Source organism: Amycolatopsis panacis, from assembly GCF_003600245.1.
Taxonomy (GTDB): domain Bacteria; phylum Actinomycetota; class Actinomycetes; order Mycobacteriales; family Pseudonocardiaceae; genus Amycolatopsis; species Amycolatopsis sulphurea.
This window is the reverse complement of the sequence record NZ_QZFV01000109.1, coordinates 140848-164104: the sequence shown is the minus strand read 5'-3', so window position 1 is coordinate 164104 and position 23257 is coordinate 140848. Positions and strand designations below refer to the sequence as shown.

The window sequence follows — 23257 nt, the reverse complement described above, 5'->3', positions numbered from 1 at the left end:
AGGCCCCAACCCCTACATGTAGTCTCTGAACACCGGCAGCCCCCAGCGACGGGGAGACCGCTTCGGGAGGGTCGCCGGGCAGATCTACGTAACCGCAGCGCACAGCCCCGCCGGGTGGTGCGCCGCTCGAACACGCCCTTTTCGGGTCGACTCTGTGGGAGACGCGCATGTCAGTGGAAACCGGTACGCGGCCGCCGGCGACGGCAGACCAGGCCCCGAACACCGTCCACGTGATCCGGCGGGACGGCAGCGTCTCACCCTTCGACGCGGGCAAGATCTCGGTGGCGCTGACCAAGGCCTTCCTCGCGGTCGAGGGGGGCGACGCCGCGGCGTCCTCGCGCGTGCACCACGTGGTCGCCGAGCTGACCGGGCAGGTGGAGGCAGCGCTGCTGCGGCACGCCGGGCCGGAGACCGCGCTGCACATCGAGCAGATCCAGGACCAGGTCGAACTCGCGCTGATGCGCGGGGAGCACCACAAGGTCGCCCGCGCGTACGTGCTCTACCGCGAGGAGCGCACGAAGGCCCGCGAGGCCGCCGCGCCCGCCCCGGCCGAGGCCGCGATCACCGTGAAGGGCGCCGACGGCACGGTCCGCCCGCTCGACTGGGCCCGCGTGGCGCATGTGGTCGGCGAGGCGGTGGCCGGGCTCGAAGACGTGTCCGCCGAGCCGGTGCTCGCCGAGGCCAAGCGCAACCTCTACGACGGCATCAGCACCGACGAGCTGGCGCTGGCGCAGATCATGGCCGCCCGGGTGCTCGTCGAGCAGGAGCCGAACTACTCCTACGTCAGCGCCCGGCTGCTGCTGGACAAGCTGCGCGGCGAGGCACTCAGCCACCTGGCCGGCACCCCTCGCCTGGCCAGCCAGGACGAGATGGCCCGCGAGTACCCCGCGTACTTCCGCGCCTACCTGCGCCGCGCGGTCGAGCTGGAGCTGGTCGACGGCGAGCTGCTCGGCTTCGACCTGGACCGGATCACCGCCGCCCTGCACCCCGAGCGGGACCTGGACTTCGGCTTCCTCGGCCTACAGACGCTCTACGACCGGTACTTCCAGCACCACAACGGCGTCCGTTTCGAGCTGCCGCAGGCGTTCTTCATGCGCGTCGCGATGGGCCTGGCGATCCGCGAGGATGACCGGGAATCTCGTGCGATAGAATTCTATGAACTGCTCTCCACGTTCCACTTCATGGCCTCGACGCCGACGCTGTTCAACTCGGGCACCACCCGTGCCCAGCTCTCGTCCTGCTTCCTGACCACAGTGGACGACGACCTGGACTCGATCTTCCAGGCGTACAAGAACAACGCTCTGCTGGCCAAATACTCCGGCGGGCTCGGCAACGACTGGACCCCGGTCCGCGGTCTCGGCGCGCACATCAAGGGCACCAACGGCCAGTCCCAGGGCGTGGTGCCGTTCCTGAAGATCGCCAACGACACCGCGGTCGCGGTGAACCAGGGCGGCAAGCGCAAGGGCGCGGCCTGCGCCTACCTGGAGACCTGGCACGTCGACATCGAGGAATTCCTCGACCTGCGCAAGAACACCGGCGACGACCGCCGCCGCACGCACGACATGAACACCGCCAACTGGGTGCCCGACGAGTTCCTGCGCCGGGTCGAGGCGGACGCGCAGTGGACGCTGTTCTCCCCGAACGAGACCCCGGACCTGCACGACCTGTTCGGCACCGCGTTCGCCGAGCGCTACCGCGAGTACGAGGCCGCCGCCGAACGCGGGGAGATCAAGGTGTTCCGGCGCGTGCGCGCGGTGGAACTGTGGCGGCGCATGCTGACCATGCTGTTCGAGACCGGGCACCCGTGGATCACCTTCAAGGACCCGTGCAACCTGCGCTCGCCGCAGCAGCACATCGGCGTGGTGCACTCGTCCAACCTGTGCACCGAGATCACGCTGAACACCAACAGTGAAGAGGTCGCGGTCTGCAACCTCGGCTCGGTCAACCTGCTCAAGCACGTCACCCCGTCCGGTTTGGACACCGCCCGGCTGGAGCAGACCGTGCGCACCGCGGTCCGCATGCTGGACAACGTGATCGACATCAACTTCTACACGATCCCGGAGGCGCGCCGGTCCAACCTGCGCCATCGGCCGATCGGGCTGGGACTGATGGGCTTCCAGGACGCGCTGTTCGAGATCGGCGTGCCGCTGTCCTCGGACGCCGCGGTGCGGTTCGCCGACGAAAGCATGGAGCACATCTCCTACTACGCGATCTCGGCCTCCACCGACCTCGCCCAGGAACGCGGCCGCTACCAGTCGTTCGAGGGTTCGCTGTGGAGCCGCGGCATCCTCCCGATCGACTCGATGCAGCTGCTGATCGACGCCCGACAGGGCGACGCGCTCGACGTGGACACCTCGTCCACTTTGGACTGGGCGCCGCTGCGCGAGCGGGTGAGGACGGTCGGCATGCGCAACTCCAACGTGATGGCGATCGCGCCGACCGCGACGATCTCCAACATCTGCGGGGTGGGCCAGTCGATCGAGCCGCTGTTCCAGAACCTGTACGTGAAGTCGAACATGTCCGGGGACTTCACCGTGGTGAACCCGCACCTGGTGCGCTCGCTCAAGGCGCGCGGGCTGTGGGACGAGGTCATGGTCAGCGACCTCAAGTACTTCGACGGCAGCCTCGGCCAGATCGACCGCGTGCCGGACGATCTCAAGGCGCTGTACGCGACCGCGTTCGAGATCGAGTCGAAGTGGCTGGTGGACGCGGGTTCGCGGCGCCAGAAGTGGATCGACCAGGCGCAGTCGCTGAACCTCTACATCGACGCGCCGAGCGGCCGCAAGCTCGACGAGCTGTACCGCTATGCCTGGCACAAGGGGCTCAAGACCACGTACTACCTGCGGGCCCGCTCGGCCACGCACGTGGAGAAGAGCACCCTGCGCGGCACCGACGGCAAGCTGAACGCGGTCTCGGCCACCCCCGCCGCCACCGCCCCCGCGGCGAGCCCGGCAGCGGCCCGGCCGGCTGGTCCCGTCCCGTCGCCGAGCCCGGCCCCTTCGCCGTCGGCCGGCCCGGTCTCGGCAGCGTCTCCTTCGCCGTCGGCCGGCCTGGCTCCGTCGCCCGGCCCCGCAGCCGCGGTCCCGGCCACCCCGCCCGCCGCGCAGCCGGAATCGAAGGAGCTGCCGAAGGTGGACGACGTGGACTTCGTCGCCACCGAAGGCGCCGCCTGCCGCATCGACGACCCCGACTGCGAAGCCTGCCAGTAACGCCCGACCACGAAGCTTGAGGTGAGTGGATACATGACCAACGTGGAGAGCACGGACGCGACCGGGCTGGGCCGGATCGAGGTCGGCGCGGGCCGGATCGACGTCGACGACAAGCGGATGATCAACGCCCGCGCCGACGTGAACCAGCTGCTGCCGATGAAGTACCGCTGGGCCTGGGACAAATACCTGGCCGGCTGCAACAACCACTGGATGCCGACCGAGGTCGCGATGCAGGCCGACATCGCGCTGTGGAAGTCCGCCGACGGCCTGACCGACGACGAGCGTCAGATGCTCAAGCGCAACCTCGGCTTCTTCGCCACCGCGGAGTCCTTGGTGGCCAACAACATCGTGCTCGCGGTGTACCGGCAGATCACCAACCCGGAGTGCCGCCAGTACCTGCTGCGCCAGGCGTTCGAGGAGGCCGTGCACACGCACACCTTCCAGTACATCTGCGAGAGCCTCGGCCTGGTCGAGGGCGAGCTGTTCAACATGTACCGCGAGGTACCGTCCATTTCGGACAAGGACGCCTGGGCGCTGAAGTACACCCAGCACCTGGAGGACCCGGACTTCGAGACCGGCACGCCGGAGGCGGACACCGCGTTTCTGCGCGATCTGGTGGCGTTCTACGTGATCTTCGAGGGCATGTGGTTCTACACCGGTTTCGCGCAGATCCTGTCGCTGGGCCGGCGGAACAAGATGGTCGGCATCGCCGAGCAGTACCAGTACATCCTGCGGGACGAGTCGATCCACCTGAACTTCGGTATCGACTGCATCAACCAGATCAAGATCGAGAATCCGCACCTGTGGACCGAGCAGTTCCAGGCCGAGGTCCGGCAGATGCTGACCGACGCCTGCGAGCTGGAGGTCGCCTACGCCCGCGACACCATGCCGCGGGGCATGCTGGGCCTCTCGGCGCAGCTGTGCGAGCAGTACATGCACTTCATCACCGACCGGCGCGCGCAGCAGATCGGGCTGGCGCCGATCTTCGGGGAGACGGAAAACCCGTTCCCCTGGATGTCGGAGGCGATGGACCTGAAGAAGGAGAAGAACTTCTTCGAGACCCGGGTCATCGAGTACCAGTCGGGCGGCGCGCTGGACTGGGACTGATCCCGCACTCCGGGAATCGAGTACGACTTGTGCCGTCTCCGGCCACGACCCGCTAGGCTCGGCCACGCCACTGGTTCGCCAGGACGTGGCCGAGCCTCTTTGCGGCGCGGCCGCGCACTGGGGAGGCAACAGGGAACCCGGTGTGAATCCGGGACTGCCCCGCAGCGGTATGTGGGAACGGAAGCCGTCACCGCGAGAGCGGTACAGCACTGGGCGCGAGCCCGGGAAGCGACGGCCGGTAGGCACGAGCGGTACGCCCACGAGTCCGAAGACCTGCCCGTGGTACGCGCGCCGAAGGCGTGCGTGAGTCCGGGCCTCGTGGGACAAGGCGCGACCGAAGCACGGCTCCCGCGTGCCCGGGCTCATCCGGCGAGCACGTGAGGATGCACAGCTGTGAACACCCTGAACACCCTGAACACCCTGGGCACCACTGTCCTCGGTCATCCGAGGATCGGGCCGGACCGGGAGCTCAAACGAGCACTGGAGGCCTACTGGGCGGGCAAGGCCACCGAGGCCGGCCTGCTGGAGACCGGGCGGAGGCTGCGCGAGCGGACCTGGACCGCTCTGCGCGACGCCGGTCTCGGCTCGATCCCGTCGAGCACGTTCTCCCACTACGATCAGGTGCTCGACATCGCCGCGCTGTTCGGCGCGCTGCCCGGGCGTTTCACCCGGCTGGGCCTTTCCCCGCTGGACACCTACTTCGCCGCCGCCCGCGGGGTGCCGGACGCGCCCGCGCTGGAGATGACGAAGTGGTTCGACACGAACTACCACTACCTCGTCCCGGAGCTGGGCCCGGACAGCCGGTTCACGCTGACCGGCACCGCCCCGCTCGACGAGGTCCGCGAAGCGAAGGCGCTGGGTGTCACCCCGCGGCCGGTGCTGGTCGGACCGGTCACTTTCCTGGTGCTGGCCAAGGCGGACACCCCCGGGTTCGAGCCGATCGAACTGCTCGACGAGCTGCTGCCCGCCTACGTCGAGCTGCTGCGCCGCCTGCGGACCGAAGGCGTGGAGTGGGTGCAGCTGGACGAACCGGCGTTCGCCGCCGACCGGAGCACCGCCGAGCTGAACGCGCTCACCCGCGCCTACCACGTGCTGGCGAAGGAGACCGACCGGCCGAAGCTGCTGGTCGCCGGGTACTTCGGCAAACTGGGCCGGGCGCTGGGCGTGCTCGCCCGCTCCCCGATCGAGGCGCTGGCCGTCGACCTGGTCACCGATGAGTCCTTTGTGGACGATGTGGTGGCGGAAGGCGCGCTGCGCGACAAGGAGATCCTCGCCGGGGTCGTGGACGGGCGCAACGTGTGGCGCACCGATCCGGACCGCGCGCTCGCGTGCGCGCGTCGGCTGGCCGGCACCGCCGCCCGGGTCAGCGTGAGCACGTCGTGTTCGCTGCTGCACGTGCCCTACGACGTGACCGCGGAGACTCGGCTCGAACCGCGGCTGCAGAGCTGGCTCGCGTTCGCCCGGCAGAAGGTCGACGAGGTGGTGCTGCTCGGCCGCGCGCTCGACGGCGAGGACGTGGACCTGGCCCCGGCGCGCGCCGCGGTGGCCGATCGCGCCGGCGCCACCGAGCTGACCGACCCGGCGGTCCGCAGCAGGCTCGCCGGGCTGACCGAGGCAGACGCCGTCCGCCCGCCGTACGCGCAGCGTGCCGCCGCCCAGTCGGCCGCGCTGAACCTGCCGGATCTGCCGACCACGACCATCGGATCCTTCCCGCAGACCGGCGACGTGCGCCGCGCCCGTGCCGCGCACCGGGCGGGCAAGCTCGGCGCCGAGCAGTACCGAGGCGCCATGCGCGCCGAGATCGAGCGCGTGGTGCGGCTGCAAGAAGACCTCGGCCTGGACGTGCTGGTGCACGGCGAGCCGGAGCGCAACGACATGGTGCAGTACTTCGCCGAGCAACTGGCCGGGTTCGCGGCCACCGAGCACGGCTGGGTGCAGTCCTACGGTTCGCGCTGTGTGCGCCCGCCGATCCTGTTCGGCGACGTCTCGCGGCCGGAGCCGATGACCGTGGAGTGGGCGCGCTATGCCCAAGACCTCACCAGCCGCCCGGTGAAGGGCATGCTGACCGGTCCGGTGACCATCCTGGCCTGGTCGTTCGTCCGCGACGACCAGCCGCTCGGCGACACCGCGCGGCAGGTCGCCCTGGCCATCCGCGACGAGGTGGCCGATCTGGAGGCGGCCGGCATCCGCGTCATCCAGGTCGACGAACCGGCGCTGCGGGAGCTGCTGCCCCTGCGAACGGCCGCGCACGACGCGTACCTCGCCTGGGCGGTGCACGCGTTCCGGCTGTCCACCTCCGGCGTCGAGGACCGCACGCAGATCCACACGCACATGTGCTATTCCGAATTCGGCGAGGTGCTGCCCGCGATCGACGCGCTTGAAGCCGACGTGACCAGCATCGAGGCCGCCCGGTCGAAAATGGCGGTGCTGGCCGACCTGACCTCCGCGGGGTTCGCCCGAGGCGTCGGCCCGGGCGTCTACGACATCCACTCTCCACGGGTGCCCGGCTCCGGCGAGGTGACCGGCCTGGTCCGCACCGCGCTGGCCGCCGTGCCCGCCGATCGCCTGTGGGTCAACCCGGACTGCGGACTGAAGACCCGTGGTTACGCCGAGGTGGAACCCGCACTGCGCCACCTGGTCGGCGCGGCCCGTCAGCTCCGCGGCGAACCCCGCTGAGCCCCGGCCGCTGACAAGTAAGGCTGTGAAGGGTCCCTTCACGGACTCTGCGTCCGTGAAGGGACCCTTCACAGCCCTTCAGCCAACCCGGCGCCGGCTGGGGCGGTCTCACCCGGACGGGGCTTGGGGCAAACGTTGTCACGGGGTCAACAGCAGCGCACCCTGGAACTGTCCAAGATCGACGAGCCCGGAGGTGGTCGGCGATGGCCGGTACGGCAGCCCGGATCGCGGCGTTGCGGGAGCGGATGCCGCCGTTGACCGCGGTTCCGTTGCCGCGGGCCGTGGACGAGCGGTGGCTCGGGGCGCGGTTTCCGGTGCGGGCGCTGGCCGAGCCACCGTCCGGGAGCGGGCTGGCGCCGGTGCTCGGCGACGACGGGCCGCCGGTGGTCGGGCACGCGCCGGACATGATGCGGTTCGGGCTCGAGTTCACCATGCGCCGGTTCGCGCAGTACGGGCCGGTGTATTGGACCGGCGCGTTCGGCCGCCGGATCGTGTCGCTGTCCGGGCCGGAGGCCACCCGGATCGCGCTGGTGAACAAGGACAAGGCGTTCTCACAGGAGGGCTGGAAGTTCTTCATCGAGCGCTTCTTCGACCGTGGGCTGATGCTGCTCGACTTCGGCGAGCACCGCCTGCACCGCGGGATCATGCAGCAGGCCTTCACCCGCGAACGGCTGGCCGGCTACGTCACGCAGATGGGCCCGCCGCTGCGCGAGGGCGTCCGTGCCTGGGGCGCCGGCGGGCCGCGGCTGTACTGGGCGCTCAAACAACTCACCCTCGACGTGGCGACCAGGGTGTTCATGGCGTTGCCGGCCGAAAGCGACGAATTCGGCACGGCGCGGATCAACCGCGCGTTCGTGAGCGCGGTGCGAGCGGGGACGGCGATCGTGCGTTATCCGGTGCCGGGTGGCCGCTGGGCGGCGGGCCTGCGCGGGCGGCGTCTGCTGGAGAACTACTTCGGCGCGAGCCTGCCCGCGAAACGCGCGGCGGACGGCGACGACCTGTTCTCCGCGCTCTGTCAGGCCACCACCGAGGACGGCGACCGGTTCGGCGACGCGGACATCGTCAACCACATGATCTTCCTGATGATGGCCGCCCACGACACCACCACCATCACCAGCAGCGCGATGGCCTACTACCTGGCGAAGCACCCGGAGTGGCAGGAGCGCGCCCGCGCGGAATCACTGCGTCTGGGCGACGACCTGCCGGACATCGAAGCGTTGGAAAGCCTGGAAACGCTGGATCTGGTAATGAAGGAGGCGCTGCGGCTGCGCGCGCCCGTGCCCTCGCTGGCCCGGATGACCACCAAGGACACCGAGGTGCTCGGCCACTACCTGCCCGCGGGCGCGCTGGTCGCCGTTTCCCCGACGGTCAACCACTTCTCCCCCGAGTGCTGGACCGACCCGATGCGGTTCGACCCGCCGCGGTTCGGCCCGGACCGCCGGGAGGACAAGACGCACCGCTTCGCCTGGATGCCGTTCGGCGGCGGGGCGCACAAGTGCATCGGGCTGCGGTTCGGCGGCCTGGAAGTGAAGGCGCTGCTGCACGAGATGCTGCGCACCTACCGCTGGTCCGTACCCGCGGATTACACGCCGAAATGGGACTACGTCTCACTTCCGGTGCCCACCGACGGGCTCCCGGTGCAGCTCACCTACCGGTGACCACCGCCACGGACGGCGAGTACCAGCGCGAGGGAAATGGCCGGAACCAGCCCCACCATCGAGCACTCTTGGTAACGACCCGTCACCAATTGTACGGATCGCTTCACTCGTTCAGCCGGTAGACAGTACGTTCCACCCGTGATGCCGTGGCATCATTCGCGGCCGAACTCGTACCTAGCGTGGGTCCCCGATTCCCGGCACTGGGTCTGAGCTGGCCATTGTCCGCGTCCGAAGAGGTGGAGTGTGGCCGAACCCGGTGCCGCGCCAAGCTGGGCCGGTGTCGCACGCAAGTACGCGGCCACGCTCGCTGACACCAACGGAGTAGAGCTGCCCGCCGGCGAACTGGAGCGGCTGCTGCTCGCCTTCGCGGGCGAGGTCGCCGACTCGATACCGCCGCCGGACGAGGGTGCGCTGCTGCGGTTCGCCGCGCTGTTCGGCGCCGCGCCGATCGGGATCGCGCTCGCCGACCGGTCCGGCGTGATCGTGGAGGCGAACGCGGCACTGGCGAAACTGCTCGGCGGGACCGCCGAGAGCCTGGCCGGCCGGCACCTCGCCGAGCTGGCCGCCACCCCGCAGGACACGGGCAGGCTGCGCGCCGGGCTGACCCGGATCCTCGAGGAGGGCGACGACCGGTGGACCGTCCGCGGCGTGCACCTGGACCACCGCGTGGACGGCGGGCTGATCACCAACGTCACGCTCGCCGCGGTCCCCGGGGACACCCCGGGCAGCCGGTTCCCGATGCTGATGGCCGCCGACGCGGACGACCTGCACCTGCTCGGCGAGCGGCTGCTGCACCAGAACCTGCACGATCCGCTGACCGGCCTGCCCAACTCGGCGGCGTTCACCGCCCGGCTCGAATTCTCCCTCGCCTCGGCGGGCGAATCCGAGATCGCGTTGATCTACCTGGATCTCGACGGATTCCGGGTGATCAACGACGGGCTCGGCACCGGCGTGGCCGATCAGGTGCTGAAGAAGGTGGCACACAAGCTCAAGGCGGTGTTCGACGGACCGCACGAGGGCTATGACGGGTATCTGGCCCGGCTGTCCGGCGACGGGTTCGGGGCGGTGCTGCGCGGTCCGCAGCTGACCCAGCAGCACGCGGTCACACTGGTGGATCGCGCGCTGCTCGATCTGCAGGAGCCGGAGTACCTCCACGGCGACGGCATCGGGGTGAGCGCCAGCGCGGGCATCGTGGTGCGCTCGGCCGCCGGGGACGGGCACATCGAGATGCTGCGTGCCGCGGAACTCGCGCTGCACCGGGCCAAGGAAGCGGGCAAGGCGCAGTGGATGCTGTTCGACCCGCACCAGGACGCCCGCGACCGCGGCCGGTACCGGCTCGGCGCGGTGATCGCGGGCGCGCTGGAGAACGGCGAGTTCTCGCTGATCTACCAGCCGACCGTGAAACTGGCCGCGCAGGACCAGATCGCCGCGGTGAACGCCGGGCTGCGCTGGCGTCACCCGGAGAAGGGCGAGCTGGACTCGGCCGAGTTCTACCCGCTCGCGCAGACCACCGGGATGACCGTCCCGCTCGGCCGGTGGCTGCTGGCCGAATCCCTGGCCGCCACCGCACGCTGGCGCGACCGCCACGGCGACGCCGCCCCGGACGTGTGCATCCGGCTGCCGAAGCGGCTGGCCACCGACCCCGATCTGGTAATGCTGGTGAAGGAGCAGCTCGACCGGCACGCGCTGCCCGCGCAGGCGCTGCGGCTGTGCACCGACCGGGAGTCCCTGTTCGACGAGAGGGGCGAGGTGCTGGACTCCTTCTCCGTGCTCGCCGATCTGGGTGCGCAACTGGTCCTGACCATCGAGGGCTCGTCCGACCTGGAGCTGATCCCGCGCTTCGGCCTGCCGGTGCGGCACGTGATCCTCAGCGGCGCGGTGATCGAAGCACTCGCCGAAGAGCCGGCCGAGGCCGACGTGCGCCATCTCGGCCAGCTGGTCGTCCGGGCGAAGGAACTGGGCCTGCGGATCGGCGCGGAGGGCGTGCGCACCGCCCGGCACGCGCACCGGCTGCGGGAACTGGGCGTTCTGGCCGCCCGCGGCTCGTTCATCGCCGACTCGGCCACCGGTGACGAGGTGGACGAAATGATCGAACGACACTCCCGCTGACGGTGGCCGCGGGGGCGGCTCTGCCAGCTTCAGGGAGCGGGCGCTCCGGGCGCGGTGGGCGGCCTGGCCAGCTTGAGCAAGGGCCGCGCAGGGCTGGGTCAACGGCCGCGCCGACCCGGGTGAGCAGCCTGGCCTGCCCATGTAAGCGGCAACGGTCCGGGCGAGTGACCGCGCCGACCCGAGCGAACGACTCCGCCGGTCCGAGCAACCGGCCGCGCCGACCGGACCAAGCAGCCGCGCCGACCCGAGTAGCCGGCCGCACCAAGCCCAGCGAACGGCCACGCTACTTGAACGAGCGAACGGCCACGCCGCTGGACCGAGCGACCGTCCGGCCGATGGATGGGCGCGTTCCCCGAATCCGTCCGGTGAAGACTTCCGCCCCCGGTACCCATCCGGCTCTGCCGTGGCGCCGAATACCGGGCAGGATGACCCCTGCCCCGACCCGGAAGGACCCGCATGCAGACCGGCGACCTCGCGCCCGATTTCACCCTCCCTGACGACGAGGGCACCGACCGCACGCTGTCGGTGCTGCTCGCCGACGGCCCGGTGGTGCTGTTCTTCTACCCCGCCGCGATGAGCAGCGGGTGCACCACGGAGAGCTGCCATTTCCGCGATCTGGCCGCCGAGTTCGCCGAAGTCGGCGCCCAGCGGGTGGGCATCAGCCCGGACGAGGTGATCAAGCAGCGCACCTTCACCGAGACGCACGGCTTCGGCTACCCCCTGCTGTCCGATGTGGACGGTACGGTGGCGAAGCAGTTCGGCGTATGGCGGAAGATCCTGCCCCTGCACACGAAACGGCGGACCTTCGTGATCGGCACCGACCGCCGGGTGCTCGAAGTGATCAAGAGCGAGCTGAACCTCACCACGCACGCCGACCGGGCGCTGGAGGTACTTCGGGAGCGGGCCGGGGCCTGACGAGCTTGTCCAGGCGGGCGCTTCACCGCTTCGTGTGGGCGGGCGCTTTTTGTCCCAAGCGGGCGCACTTCCGGGCCGGCGCTTGTCCTGCAAGCACTTCGTCCCGCTGCGCGGTTGTCCAGCCGGGGTACTCGTCCGGCAGGCACCCGTCCGGGCGTGCACCTCTGCCGGTCATGCGCTTCCTCTTGCCGTGCGCTTGTCCGGCCGCGCATTTGTCCGACCCGTAGGACTGTCCAGCCGCGTGCTTGTCCGAGCCATACACCTCGCCCAACCAGGCACCTCGTCCGGCGATGCGCTTCGTCCGTCGCCCCACCCACGGATGCCGCCCGCGCGCGCATCGGCGTGCGCGGGACAAGGTGCTACGCGAGCAGCTCGACAAGCCCGGCGTAGCCGCCCCCTCCCAGGCGATCCCGACTACCGCGCCGATGATCACCTGCGCGGCCGGGTGGTCCTCCGGCTCGACCCGAGACCAGCAGACCCACACCAAAGGAAGGTCACTGCCTGCGACCGCATTCGTCACTCGGCATTCTTTTTCCACAGATAACGTACACGTACGCTACTTTTCAGAACACAACCAGGACCTTCAACTCCCAGCCCCGGCCGGGTCAGCCGCCAGACGCAGGTGCGGCCTGAGCACGACGGCGCCACCGGTTCCGCCGCGCGCACCTCCCCGTGCCGGGCGAAGCCCAGCCGCCGCGGGATCGCGCCGCTGGTGATATTGCGGTCATCGTGCTTGATGTCCACGAATTCCGCGCCCTGGCGCCAGGACTCGGCGATCAGGAGGGCGGCCGCGCGTGTCGCGTAGCCCCGGCCGGTGTGCTCCCGCGCCAGCCAGTAGCCGATCTCGCGGCCGGGCGGCCGGTCCATCAGGCCGCAGCCGCCCACGACCGTGCCGCATGAATCGCGGATGGCGTAATCCTGCGCGCCGTTCTCCTGCGTACGCAGGAATTCCGCGCCCTTGGCCCGGCCGTAGCCGCCGGTGGCCCAGAGCAGCCAGCCGCCGAGGTGGTCCAGCGATCCGGTGACCGTGCGCACGAGCACATGGAGGTCGTCCGGGCGCCAGCGGGCGAGGGTGATCGTGCCGTCGGTGAGGGTGTCCATGGCGGCATGGTCGCGAGCCGAGGCGGACCGGCACGCGATTTCCGGCTCCCGGCCGAACCGCCGCCGCTTCACTGGCCGCACCCGGTCACTGGCCGCACCCGGCCTACGGCCGACCAGCCCTCGTGCCCGACCAGCCGCCAGCTCTTGCCCCCAGCCGACCGACCAGCCGACTCAGTCCCGGTGCCCGGACGACCAGCCGACTCGGTCTCAGCGCCCAGCCCGTCGCCAGCTCAGCCCCGACACCCGACCGGCCACCGACTCAATGCCCGAACCCAGGCGACCGGCGGCTCAGTCGCCGCACCCGACCGACCGCCGACTCCAGCCCGGCAGCCCACCCCGGCCGCCGGCTCGGTCCCCCAGCCCGACCAGCCATCGGCTCAGCCCCCACGCCCGGCTAGGCACGGACTCTTTGCCCCGCACCCAGCCCGCCGCCGATCAGCCCTCGCGCCTGACCCTCCGCCAGCTCGATGTCGCCGCCTGACCGACCCGCCGACTCAGCCCCGACACCCGACCGGCCACCGGCTCAATGCCCGAACCCAGGCGACCGGCGGCTCAGTTGACCACGATGCCCGCAGGTACCTCCGTGTCGTTCTTGAGCGCGTCGAACAGCTGCTGCGATTTGCTCTTGTCCCAGTGCTCGGCCGAGCCGCTGGTCACCGGGACCGTGGTGGTGGTGACCCCGCCGTCGGAGATGCCGCGCATGGCGATGGCCAGGCCGACCAGGTTGTGCAGGTGGTCGCCGCTGTCGATGGTGAGTGCGTCGGGGGCCGAGGACAGCAGCGGGAAGAAGTCGAACGGGTTGAGCAGCGTGCCGGGGCTGGCGATCTGGCTGACCAGCGCGCCGATGAACTTGCGCTGGTTGGCCACCCGGTCCAGATCCGAACGCGGGGTCGCGCTGCTGTGCCGCATCCGGACGAAGCCGAGTGCCTGGCGGCCGTCGAGCTGCTGGCAGCCCGCCTTGATGTCGATGCCGGTCATCTCGTCGTTCATGTCCTTGTCGATGCACATGTCGACCCCGCCGATCGCGTCGACGATGTTCGCGAAGCCGCCGAAGCCGATCTCCGCGTAGTGGTCGATGTGCAGGCCGGTGGCCCCCTCCACGGTCTTCACCAGCAGCTGCGGGCCACCGAGGGTGAACGCCGAGTTGATCTTGCTGGTGCCGTGCCCGGGGATTTTCACCTGGGAGTCGCGCGGCAGCGACAGCAGCGTCGGCTTGGCCGAGTTGTCCGGCACGTGCGCGATCATGATCGTGTCGGTGCGCTGGCCGCCCGCGTCGCTCTCGCCGCCGGTGGCCAGGTTCTCCTCCTGCTGGGCGGTCAGCCCGGCGCGGCTGTCGGAACCGACGATCAGCCAGTTCGCCCCGGAGGCGGCGGCCGGGCGGCCGGAGTAGTCGCTCAGCGCCTCCACCCGGTTGATGGAGAACTCCAGGTAGGCCCAGACCCCGCCGAGGAACAGCACGAACACCAGCAGCAGCGTCATCAGGATCCGGCCGACGCCCCACCGGCGGCGCCGGCGCGGCCGCGAGGCCCCGGCGGGCCGGTCGGGCGGGCCCTGGTACGGCGGCGGGGGCGGCTCGCCCGGCGACTGCCCCGGCCGGCCCATCGGCCGGGTACGGCCGTCGTACGGGCTGGGGCCACGCCCCGGCAGCGGCATCATCTGGGCACTCTGCCGCGGCCGCTGGCCGCCTGGCTGCGGTGGCCGAGGTGGTGGCATCCGCCGCCGGCCGTCGTCGCCTCCATACGTCATCGGTCGATCACCCGTTCCCCGAATCCGGTGGTCCTGTGCGGCCCAGTGAACCGCACAACGCCATCACAGAGACGTGCGGTACCCGGGACTGGTTGCGCCGGTGGGGAACGGGCAGGTCAGCGCGGGTCGGCGAAACCGAACTGGTGCACCTTGAGGTGCCCGGCCCGGAAACCCGCCTCGGAGTAGGCGAGGTAGAACTCCCACATCCGCCGGAACACGTCGTCGAAGCCGAACCCGCGGATGTCCTCCCAGCGCGACTGGAACCGGTCCCGCCACAGCTTCAGCGTGCGGGCGTAGTCCTGGCCGAACTCGCGCATCCCGGCCAGTTTCAGCCGGGTGTTGTCACGCATGCCCTCCTCGATCGCGCGGACCGACGGGATGATGCCGCCGGGGAAGATGTACTTGTGGATCCAGCTGTAGGACCGCGCCGAGGCCACCATCCGCTCGTGGTCCATGGTGATCGCCTGCAGCCCGAACCGGCCGCCCGGGCGCAGCCGCCCGCCGACGGTACCGAAGAAGGTGGGCCAGTAGGCCGCGCCGACCGCCTCGATCATCTCCACGCTCACCACCGCGTCGTACTCACCGGTGGCCTCGCGGTAGTCGCACAGCCGCACGTCGACCCGGTCGGCGAAGCCCGCTTCGGCGATCCGCGCGTCGGCAAGCACTTTCTGCTCGCGCGAGATGGTCAGCGAGGTGACCCGCGCCCCGCGCGCGGCCGCGCGGATGGACAGCTCGCCCCAGCCGGTGCCGATCTCCAGCACCTCGCTGTCCTCGCGCACCCCGGCGTAGTCGAGCACGCTGTCGAGCTTGCGGTGCTGCGCGGCGGTGAGCGTGTCCCCGGGGCCGAACAGCGCCGAGGAGTACATCATCGACTCGTCGAGGAACGCGCTGAACAAGTCGTTCGACAGGTCGTAGTGCCGGTGGATGTTGGCCCGGGAGCCCTCGATGGTGTTCTCCTCGGCGGCGGGCTGGGTGCGCTCGGCCAGCCGGCGGAACCGCTGCAGGAACGGCGGCACGATGGTGGCCATCCGCTCCGCGAACGGGGTCAGCACGCCGGGCAGGTCGTCGGTGGTCCAGTCCCCGACCATGTACGCCTCGCCGAAGCCGATCTTGGCGTCCGCGCCGAGCCGGTGGAAGAACGCGGCCGGCCGCAGGATCCGCATCCGGGGCGCGTCCGGCCCGCCCGCGCCGAGCACCGTGCCGTCCGGGAACGTGACCCGTACGTCCAGCGTCTTCACCGCACGGCGGAACAGCACCTCCGCGGCCCGTGCCCGCACCGGCGAATGCGGCGGTGCGGCCAGTCCCGGCCAGCGGGATCCGTCCGGCACCGGCGAGTCCTGCGCCGCCGGCCGGTCAACACTTGAGGTGGACAAGACACTCCCTCCGCACGAGCCTTCCGGCCCTCTCCCCATGATATTCCGGGGCCGCGCGGCGCGCGCCCCGTCCCGGCCGTTCATCCGGGCAGCCGAAGGCCTTCGTCACCCGGCGCGGCCGCGGCCCGCCGGAAGGTCTCGTCCTGCTCCCCCGACCCGGCCAGCTCCCGGGTGAACGCGCACATCAGCCTGGTCCAGACCGCCGGGCGGCGGAGCATCGAATGTCCCTCGCCGGCGATCTCCACGCGCGCCACGCGGGCGGCCACCGGCCTTGCCCGGGCGGCGAAGTCGTAGGAGTCCGCGGGCGAGGTCATCCGGTCACGGGTGCCGTGCACGACCAGCACCGAGCGGTCGCGCACCGGCTCCACCGGCTCGCCGGCCGGAGTCCACGGCGCCAACGCGCAGACCCCGGTCACCGCGGGATCGTCGGCGATGCGCAGGGCGACTCGCGCGCCCATGGAATGCCCGACCAGCACGATCGGCACGCCGGGGTGCTCGGCACGAATCCGCGCCAGCGCCCACCGCCCGTCCGGGACCGGGCTCTCGGCCGGCTCGTTCCAGCCGTAGATGCGGTAGCGCAGCAGCCGCACCTCCAGCCCATGATCCCGGCCCGCCCGGTGCAGGGCTCTGGCCATCGGGATCATCCGCAGGTAGGCCAGCCGCCACGGCTGGACCTCCGCGGTGCCGTACTCCGCACCGCCGTGCAGCACGAGTGCCACCGCGCGGGTGCGGCCCCGCGCCCGCCATCGGGCGAGCACCGGCCCCGTCTCCGCCACAGCCGCCTCCCTTGGTCCGATCGGGCTTCACGGTAATCCACCACGAAGCGTGTCCACGCGATACATTCGGCGCCCGGACCCGCGAGGAAGGGCAGGTGTGGTGAGCGCCACGGAGATCTGGAAGAGCACGGCCGCCAAACTCGAGGCCGCGGCCGAGGTCAACGCCGCTCAGCTGAGCGCGGCGGCGGAGCTGCTGCTGGGGGTGATCCGGGCGGACGCGCTGGTGTTCACCGCCGGTGCCGGGCACTCGCTCGCCGCGGTCGCCGAGACCTTCTACCGCGCCGGCGGGCTCGCCTGCGTCTACCCGGTGTACCACCCGGAACTGCTGCCCCTGCACGGTGCGCAGCAGAGCACGAAGACCGAGCGCCGCAGCGGTCTCGCCGAGGAGGTGCTGGCCGAACGCGCCCCCGGCCCGGACGACGTGCTCGTGGTGTTCTCCACCTCCGGGGTGAACCCCTATCCGGTCGAATTGGCCGCGGGCGCCCGCCGCCGCGGTGCCGCGGTGATCGCAGTGACGTCGCGGGCCTGCGTGGCCGCCGCGCCGCGCCGCGCGCCGAGCACGCTCGTCGACGAGGGCAGCGTGGTCCTCGATTCCCTGGTGATCCCGGGCGACGCGAGTCATCCGGCGGACGCGCCGCGCACCGCGCCGCTGTCCACTGTGGTCAACGCGTTCCTGTGGAACCGGATCCTGGCCGAGGTGCTCGACCGGGGGACCGCCGAAGGTCTCGACGTGCCGCTGTGGCGCAGCTCCAATGTGGAGGGCGGCGACGAGGCGAACGCCGCGCTCCTGGCCAAGTACATCCCCCGGGTGCCCGCACTGCGCTGAGCGCGCCCCGGCCAAAGCTGTGAAGGGACCCTTCACAGCCTCAGCGTCCGTGAAGGGTCCCTTCACAGCCAGTGCACCCGTCACGCGGCGGTGGGTTCCTCGGAGAACTGGGTGTGGTAGAGGTCGGCGTAGCGGCCTTCGCGGGCGAGGAGGTCCTCGTGTGTGCCCCGCTCGACGACGGTGCCGTTCTCCACCACCAGGATCAGGTCGGCCTGGCGGACGGTGGACAGCCGGTGCGCGATCACCAGTGCCGTGCGGCCGTCCAGCGCGCCGGTGAGCGCCTCGCCCACGGCGGCTTCGGACTCGGAGTCGAGATGCGCGGTCGCCTCGTCGAGGACGACGACCTTCGGCTCCGCCAGGAGCAGCCGCGCGATGGTGAGCCGCTGCCGTTCGCCGCCGGAAAGCCGGTAGCCACGCTCGCCGACGGTGGTGTCCAGCCCGTCCGGCAGCGAACGCACCAGCTCGGCCAGCCGCGCCTGTTCCAGCGCCGCCCACAGGTCCGCGTCGGTCGCGCCGGGGCGGGCGTAGGCCAGGTTGGCGCGGATAGTGTCGTGGAACAGGTGCCCGTCCTGGGTCACCACGCCCACCGTCTCGCGCAGCGTGGCGAAACTCAGGTCCTTGACGTCCACTCCGGACAGCCGGACCGCGCCACTGTCCACGTCGTACAGCCGCGGCAGCAGCGAGGCGATCGTCGACTTGCCCGCCCCGGACGGGCCGACCAGCGCCACCGTCTGCCCGGCCTCGGCGCGGAAGCTGACGCCGTGCAGCACCTCGTCCCCACCGCGGCTGTCCACAGTGGCCACGTCCTCCAGCGAGGCAAGGGAGAACCGGTCCGGCGCGGGATAGCCGAAGCGGACGTCGTCGAACTCCACCACGACCCCGCCCGAGGCCAGGCGTTTCGGCGCGGCCGGCTCCTTGATCATCGGCTCCAGGTCCAGCACCTCGAAGACCCGTTCGAAGGAGACCAGCGCGGTCATCACGTCCACCCGCACATTGGCGAGCGCGGTCAGCGGCGTGTACAGCCGGGTCAGCAGCAGCGCCAGCGCGACCACGGTGCCCGGGGCCAGCCGCCCGGTGAGCGCCAGGTACCCGCCGAGGCCGTAGACCAGGGCCTGCGCCAGCGCGGAGACCAGGGTCAGGCTGGTCATGAACCAGCGGGTCAGCATCGCGGTGCGCACCCCGATGTCGCGGACCCGCCCGGCCCGCACGCCGAACTCGGCCACCTCCTCCCGAGGCCGGCCGAACAGCTTCACCAGAGTGGCCCCCGGCGCGGAGAACCGCTCGGTCATCTGCGTGGTCATGCCCGCGTTCAGCTGCGCGGCCTCGCGCTGCAGCCCGGCCATCCGGCGGCCGAGCCGGCGCGCGGGCAGCACGAACACCGGCAGCAGCACCAGCGCCACGACCGTGACCTGCCAGGACAGGGACACCATCACCACCAGCGACAGCGCCAGCTGGATCACGTTGGTGACCAGGCCGGACAGGGTCGCGGTGAAGGTGCGCTGCGCGCCGATCACGTCGTTGTTCAGCCGGCTCACCAGCGCGCCGGTCCGGGCGCGGGTGAAGAACGCGATGGGCATCCGCTGCATGTGGTCGAACACCGCGACGCGCAGGTCGAGGATGATGCCCTCGCCGATCCGGGCGGACTGCCACCGTTCGGCGAGGCCGAACCCGGCATCGGCCACCGCGAGCCCCGCGATCACCGCGGCCAGCACGAGCACGGGGGTCAGGTCGTGCCCCCGCACGATCGCGTCGACCACCTTGCCGGCGAGCACCGGCGTGGTCACCGCGAGCACCGCGGAGATCACGGTGAGCGCCAGGAAGATCAGCAGCGACCGCCAGTGCGGGCGGGCGAATCGCGCCACCCGGCGCATGGTCCCCCTGGTCAGGGCCCGCGGCGCGTCGGCGGCACGCATCGCGGAGCCGAGCAGCGCCCAGGTGTTGTCCATCGGAGCCTCCCCAGTCAGGGCACGGTCATGGCCTGAGTCAGTGTGGGCGTTTCTGCGTAAAACCTCTAGATTACTTCAACTATTTTCCGGAGATGACCTGCACAACACCCTCCGGTCCGGCATTCTTCCCGAGCGGGTGAGGATCGGCTGCGGCGCACCGGTACGGCCTCGGTAGCCTGTCGCCACGGCCGGTCGCGGCGGAAGGGGAGGAATGCACCTGCTGATGGTCCCTGCCCGCACCACCGGCTCGCCGCCCACCCGGGTCCTGACCTGGGATCTGCTGTTCTACCTCGGCTGCCTCGCCTTCGCCCTGATCACCGCGTTCGTCTCGGAGTTCTACGGATACCGGATCTGGGGCGCCTTCGCGATCGCGGGCTACGGGCTCGCCGCCGCGCACAGCGGCTGGCTGCTGGTCTCCGCGCGGCGATACCGGTATCGGCCGGATGATCCCGGCAATCCCGGCGGTTCCGGCGCTCACCGGCCCGGCAACGACGGCAGGCTCGGTACTTCCGGCGACCTCGGCAAGTTCGGGAAATTCGGTGGGTCCGGCAGTCTCGGCCGGTTCGGGAACTTCGGCCGGTTCGGCAGGCTCGGCCGGTTCAGTGCGCACCGGCCCGCCGGCCCCGGCTCGCGGTGGCTCGGGATCGGCGCGATCGGGCTGCTGGCCATGCTGTGCCCGCTGGTGGTGCTGGTGATCCGCCGGCTGACCGGAGTGGACTGGCTGATCACCCCGGGCTCCTGGGCCGCGCAGCCCGAGGTGTGGGTGATCGAGCGCAGCGCCACGCTGTTGCTGCAGCACGGAACGCCCTATGTGGACGTCACCGCGCTCGATCGCCCTCCGGAGGTGAACGACTACACGCCCTACGGTCCGGTGATGGCGCTTTTCGGTTTGCCCCGCGCGATTTTCGGCGGCAATCCGGTCACCGACGCACTCACCGACGCGCGGTGGATGTTCGCGCTCGCGGCTGTCGCATGTGTACTCGGCGCGCTGCGGCTGCTGCACCGGCCGCGGATCCCGGTGCTGTCCGCGCAGTTGGTGCTCGCCTGCCCGCTCACCGCGCTGACCTGGGCGGTGGCCGGGCCGGACCTGGCGATCGCCGGGCTGCTGGTGCTGGCCTGCGCGCTCGCGGCCACCGGCCGGGCGGGCTGGTCGGGATTCGTGCTGGCGCTGGTGATCAGCGCGAAACTCATCGTGGCACCGGCGTTCGCGGTCCTCGCGGTGCTGATCTGGGTCCAGGCCGGGAAGAAAACGGCCGGACGCGCCGCGCTCGGCCGGTTCGTGACCACTGTGGCCGGTACGACGCTGGTGCTGCATCTGCCGGTGTATCTGGTCGATCCCCGGGCGTTCACCGAGCATGTGCTGCGGTTCCCGCTCGGTATGGGCGTGGTGCACTCCCCGGCGGCGAGCCCGCTGCCCGGGCATCTGCTCGCCGAACTCGGCCCGGCAGGCCGGGTGCTCGCCCTGGTACTGGTGGGCCTTGCGGCCGTGGCAATGCTGGTGTGGCTGGCACGCCGTCCCCCCGCGACCGGATCCGCCGCTCTCGTGCGGATCGCCGTCGGACTCGGCGCCTTGATCCTGCTCACTCCGGCGACCCGGTACGGATACCTGGTCTACCCGGTGATCCTGCTCGGCGCGGCACTCACCTTCCGTGCCGCCGGCCCGCTGCGCCCCCCGCGCAGCGACCTTGGTAGTGCTACTTCTTCTTGACCCTCGTGGCTCCGCCACGCCCCCGCAGCTGAACGCCGGACTCGGACAGAACCCGGTGGACGAACCCGTAGGAACGCCCGGTGGACTCCGCCAGAGCCCGGATGCTCGACCCCTTCTCGTATTTCTTCTTCAGATCCGCGGCCAGCTTGTCACGCGTGTTGCCGGTGATCCGCGCGCCTTTCTTGAGATCAGCCACGTCGATCGCCTTCCCGCCGAGTGGTGGTTCCGGGCCCTTCCAGGCCCCTGCCGGGGCAATGATCGAACACTCTGCGCCGGATTGCCAGACGACAGCCGCAATTCTCGCTGAAAAGCGATCACATTGGGCCATTCCAGTGCTCCGGGCACCACCGTGCGCAAGCGGGCGGACGCACCGGGTCAGGCAAGCTGCACGAGTTCGAGATATTCGGCCGACCAGTGGTCCTCGGTGCCGTCCGGCAGCAGGATCACCCGCTCCGGTTCCAGCGCCTCCACCGCGCCCGGATCGTGCGTGACGAGCACGACCGCGCCGGCGAAGCTGCGCAGCGCGTCCAGGACCTGCGCCCGGCTGGCCGGGTCGAGGTTGTTCGTCGGCTCGTCCAGCAGCAGCACGTTGGCCTGGCTGGAGACCAGCCCGGCCAGCGCGAGCCGGGTCTTCTCGCCCCCCGAGAGGGTGCCCGCGGCCTGGTCGAGCTGCTCGCCGGTGAACAGGAACGAACCGAGCAGGTTCCGCAACTCCTGTGCCCCGGTGTCCGGAGCGAGATGCCGGATGTTTTCCCACACACTCGCATCGTGGTCGAGTGTTTCGTGTTCCTGTGCGTAATATCCCAAACGCAATCCGTGACCCGGTTCGACGGAACCGGTATCCGGAGTTTCCACACCACTCAGCAAGCGCAGCAATGTGGTCTTTCCGGCGCCGTTCAATCCGAGTACGACGACCTTCGAACCACGGTCCACGGCAAGATCGACTCCGGTGAAGATCTCCAGCGAGCCGTAGGATTTGGACAGTCCGTCCACGGTCAGCGGAGTGCGCCCGCAGGGGGCGGGTTCGGGGAACTTGATCCGGGCGACCTTGTCCGCCTGCCGGGTCTCGTCGAGGGAGGCCAGCATCTGCTCCGCGCGCCGGGCCATGTTCTTCGCCGCGACCGCCTTGGTGGCCTTCGCCCCGAGCTTCGCCGCCTGCTGCTGCAGCGCGGCGGCCTTCTTCTCGGCGTTGGCCCGCTCGCGGCGGCGGCGCTTCTCGTCGGTGGCGCGGGCGTCGAGGTAGCGCTGCCAGCCCATGTTGTACAGGTCGATCTCACCGCGCGTCGCGTCGAGGAACCACACCTTGTTCACCACGTCGCCGAGCAGCTCGACGTCGTGGCTGATCACCACGAGACCGCCGTCGTGCTGCTTGAGGAAGCCGCGCAGCCAGGTGATCGAGTCCGCGTCCAGGTGGTTGGTCGGCTCGTCGAGCAGCAGGATGGTCTCCGATTTGCCCCCGGCGCCCGCTTCCGCCGCGGCGAACAGGATGCGGGCCAGCTCGACCCGGCGCCGCTGCCCGCCCGAAAGCGTGCGCAGGGTCTGCGCCAGCACCCGGTCGGCCAGGCCGAGATTCGAGCAGATCCGCGCGGCCTCGCTCTCCGCGGCGTATCCGCCGAGCGAGGCGAACCGCTCCTCCAGCCGGGCATAGCGGTTGATCGCCTTGTCCCGCTGCCGCTCGTCGACCAGCTCGGACATCTCGGTCTGCGCCTTCTCCATGTTGCGCAGCAGCGAGTCCAGCCCGCGCGCGGAGAGCACCCGGTCCTTGGCGGTGACCGACAGATCGCCCTCGCGCGGGTCCTGCGGCAGATACCCGAGCTCACCGCTGCGCCGGACGTCGCCGGCGTGCGGTTCGCCCTCGCCGGCGAGCACCTTCAGCGAGGTGGTCTTGCCCGCGCCGTTGCGGCCGACGAGGCCGATGCGGTCGCCGGACTGGATCCGGAGGGTGGCGCCATTGAGCAGGATGCGTGAGCCGGCGCGCAGCTCAAGGCCGGTGGCCGTGATCATGGAGACTCCCGGAGTCGGGGGTGGAAGAGGGCACGACAGCGAAACCCCCGGCACAGCAGGCACCCGGGGCAGCGGCGGCTACTCTCGCTGGATCCGCACGAAC

The 23257-nt window shown here is 70.7% G+C and carries 15 protein-coding genes and 1 riboswitch; of the genes, 8 read left to right on the top strand and 7 right to left on the bottom strand.

Annotated elements, in window-relative coordinates:
• Nucleotides 1-167: 167 nt before the first annotated feature.
• The 6 genes from D5S19_RS23900 (at nucleotide 168) to D5S19_RS23875 (ending at nucleotide 11674) form a co-directional block, all read left to right on the top strand.
• Nucleotides 168-3209 (top strand): ribonucleoside-diphosphate reductase subunit alpha, encoded by a 3042-nt coding sequence (locus D5S19_RS23900; RefSeq protein WP_120025625.1) that lies wholly within the window; start codon nucleotides 168-170, stop codon nucleotides 3207-3209.
• Nucleotides 3210-3242: 33 nt separating this feature from the next.
• Nucleotides 3243-4316: a ribonucleotide-diphosphate reductase subunit beta gene (locus D5S19_RS23895; RefSeq protein WP_120025624.1), complete on the top strand. Its 1074-nt coding sequence runs from the start codon at nucleotides 3243-3245 to the stop codon at nucleotides 4314-4316.
• Nucleotides 4317-4409: 93 nt separating this feature from the next.
• Nucleotides 4410-4593: riboswitch (cobalamin riboswitch) on the top strand.
• A gap of 134 nt (nucleotides 4594-4727) precedes the next feature.
• On the top strand, nucleotides 4728-6992 hold the full coding sequence (gene metE / locus D5S19_RS23890; protein ID WP_120025657.1) for a 5-methyltetrahydropteroyltriglutamate--homocysteine S-methyltransferase: 2265 nt from the start codon (nucleotides 4728-4730) through the stop codon (nucleotides 6990-6992).
• Between the two features lie 203 nt (nucleotides 6993-7195).
• Nucleotides 7196-8650, top strand: a complete 1455-nt coding sequence (locus D5S19_RS23885) for a cytochrome P450 (RefSeq protein ID WP_120025623.1) — start codon at nucleotides 7196-7198, stop codon at nucleotides 8648-8650.
• 243 nt (nucleotides 8651-8893) lie between these two features.
• On the top strand, nucleotides 8894-10759 hold the full coding sequence (locus tag D5S19_RS23880) for an EAL domain-containing protein (RefSeq protein WP_120025622.1): 1866 nt from the start codon (nucleotides 8894-8896) through the stop codon (nucleotides 10757-10759).
• A 456-nt stretch (nucleotides 10760-11215) separates the two neighbouring features.
• Nucleotides 11216-11674: a peroxiredoxin gene (locus D5S19_RS23875; RefSeq protein WP_120025621.1), complete on the top strand. Its 459-nt coding sequence runs from the start codon at nucleotides 11216-11218 to the stop codon at nucleotides 11672-11674.
• 516 nt (nucleotides 11675-12190) lie between these two features.
• Here D5S19_RS23875 and D5S19_RS23870 read toward each other — a convergent pair.
• The 4 genes from D5S19_RS23870 to D5S19_RS23855 form a co-directional block, all read right to left on the bottom strand.
• Nucleotides 12191-12775 (bottom strand): GNAT family N-acetyltransferase, encoded by a 585-nt coding sequence (locus D5S19_RS23870; RefSeq protein ID WP_120025656.1) that lies wholly within the window; start codon nucleotides 12773-12775, stop codon nucleotides 12191-12193.
• A gap of 552 nt (nucleotides 12776-13327) precedes the next feature.
• A complete protein-coding gene (locus D5S19_RS23865; RefSeq protein ID WP_120025620.1) occupies nucleotides 13328-14521 on the bottom strand; it encodes an LCP family protein in 1194 nt (397 codons plus the stop codon).
• A gap of 116 nt (nucleotides 14522-14637) precedes the next feature.
• Entirely contained in the window at nucleotides 14638-15894 is a 1257-nt protein-coding gene (locus D5S19_RS23860) for an SAM-dependent methyltransferase (protein WP_199730663.1), read from the bottom strand.
• Between the two features lie 80 nt (nucleotides 15895-15974).
• Nucleotides 15975-16670 carry an alpha/beta hydrolase gene (locus D5S19_RS23855; RefSeq protein ID WP_120025618.1) on the bottom strand — a complete coding sequence of 232 codons (696 nt, stop codon included), beginning with the start codon at nucleotides 16668-16670 and terminating at the stop codon, nucleotides 15975-15977.
• A 97-nt stretch (nucleotides 16671-16767) separates the two neighbouring features.
• Between D5S19_RS23855 and D5S19_RS23850 the strand changes: the two genes are divergently transcribed.
• Nucleotides 16768-17496, top strand: coding sequence for a sugar isomerase domain-containing protein (locus tag D5S19_RS23850; protein ID WP_120025617.1), 729 nt, complete (start codon nucleotides 16768-16770; stop codon nucleotides 17494-17496).
• Between the two features lie 80 nt (nucleotides 17497-17576).
• Here D5S19_RS23850 and D5S19_RS23845 read toward each other — a convergent pair whose 3' ends face one another.
• The gene (locus tag D5S19_RS23845; RefSeq protein ID WP_120025616.1) at nucleotides 17577-19442 is read right to left on the bottom strand and encodes an ABC transporter ATP-binding protein; all 1866 of its coding nucleotides are present in this window, start codon (nucleotides 19440-19442) and stop codon (nucleotides 17577-17579) included.
• Nucleotides 19443-19653: 211 nt separating this feature from the next.
• Between D5S19_RS23845 and D5S19_RS23835 the strand changes: the two genes are divergently transcribed.
• Entirely contained in the window at nucleotides 19654-21150 is a 1497-nt protein-coding gene (locus tag D5S19_RS23835; RefSeq protein ID WP_233574115.1) for a glycosyltransferase 87 family protein, read from the top strand.
• Here the strand turns inward: D5S19_RS23835 and D5S19_RS23830 are convergent.
• Together D5S19_RS23830 and D5S19_RS23825 are read right to left on the bottom strand one after the other, a co-directional pair.
• Nucleotides 21137-21346: a helix-turn-helix domain-containing protein gene (locus tag D5S19_RS23830; RefSeq protein ID WP_003071237.1), complete on the bottom strand. Its 210-nt coding sequence runs from the start codon at nucleotides 21344-21346 to the stop codon at nucleotides 21137-21139. The genes D5S19_RS23835 and D5S19_RS23830 overlap by 14 nt on opposite strands.
• Before the next feature lie 179 nt (nucleotides 21347-21525).
• Nucleotides 21526-23154, bottom strand: coding sequence for an ABC-F family ATP-binding cassette domain-containing protein (locus D5S19_RS23825; protein ID WP_120025615.1), 1629 nt, complete (start codon nucleotides 23152-23154; stop codon nucleotides 21526-21528).
• Between the last annotated feature and the right edge of the window lie 103 nt (nucleotides 23155-23257).

What these genes read in the sequence shown, in the direction of transcription:
- D5S19_RS23900 (WP_120025625.1), top strand. Translation starts at nt 168, where the DNA reads ATGTCAGTGGAAACCGGTACGCGGCCGCCGGCGACGGCAGACCAGGCC.
- D5S19_RS23895 (WP_120025624.1), top strand. Translation starts at nt 3,243, where the DNA reads ATGACCAACGTGGAGAGCACGGACGCGACCGGGCTGGGCCGGATCGAG.
- D5S19_RS23885 (WP_120025623.1), top strand. Translation starts at nt 7,196, where the DNA reads ATGGCCGGTACGGCAGCCCGGATCGCGGCGTTGCGGGAGCGGATGCCG.
- D5S19_RS23875 (WP_120025621.1), top strand. Translation starts at nt 11,216, where the DNA reads ATGCAGACCGGCGACCTCGCGCCCGATTTCACCCTCCCTGACGACGAG.
- D5S19_RS23870 (WP_120025656.1), bottom strand. Translation starts at nt 12,775, where the DNA reads ATGGACACCCTCACCGACGGCACGATCACCCTCGCCCGCTGGCGCCCG.
- D5S19_RS23865 (WP_120025620.1), bottom strand. Translation starts at nt 14,521, where the DNA reads ATGACGTATGGAGGCGACGACGGCCGGCGGCGGATGCCACCACCTCGG.
- D5S19_RS23845 (WP_120025616.1), bottom strand. Translation starts at nt 19,442, where the DNA reads ATGGACAACACCTGGGCGCTGCTCGGCTCCGCGATGCGTGCCGCCGAC.
- D5S19_RS23835 (WP_233574115.1), top strand. Translation starts at nt 19,654, where the DNA reads ATGCACCTGCTGATGGTCCCTGCCCGCACCACCGGCTCGCCGCCCACC.
- D5S19_RS23825 (WP_120025615.1), bottom strand. Translation starts at nt 23,154, where the DNA reads ATGATCACGGCCACCGGCCTTGAGCTGCGCGCCGGCTCACGCATCCTG.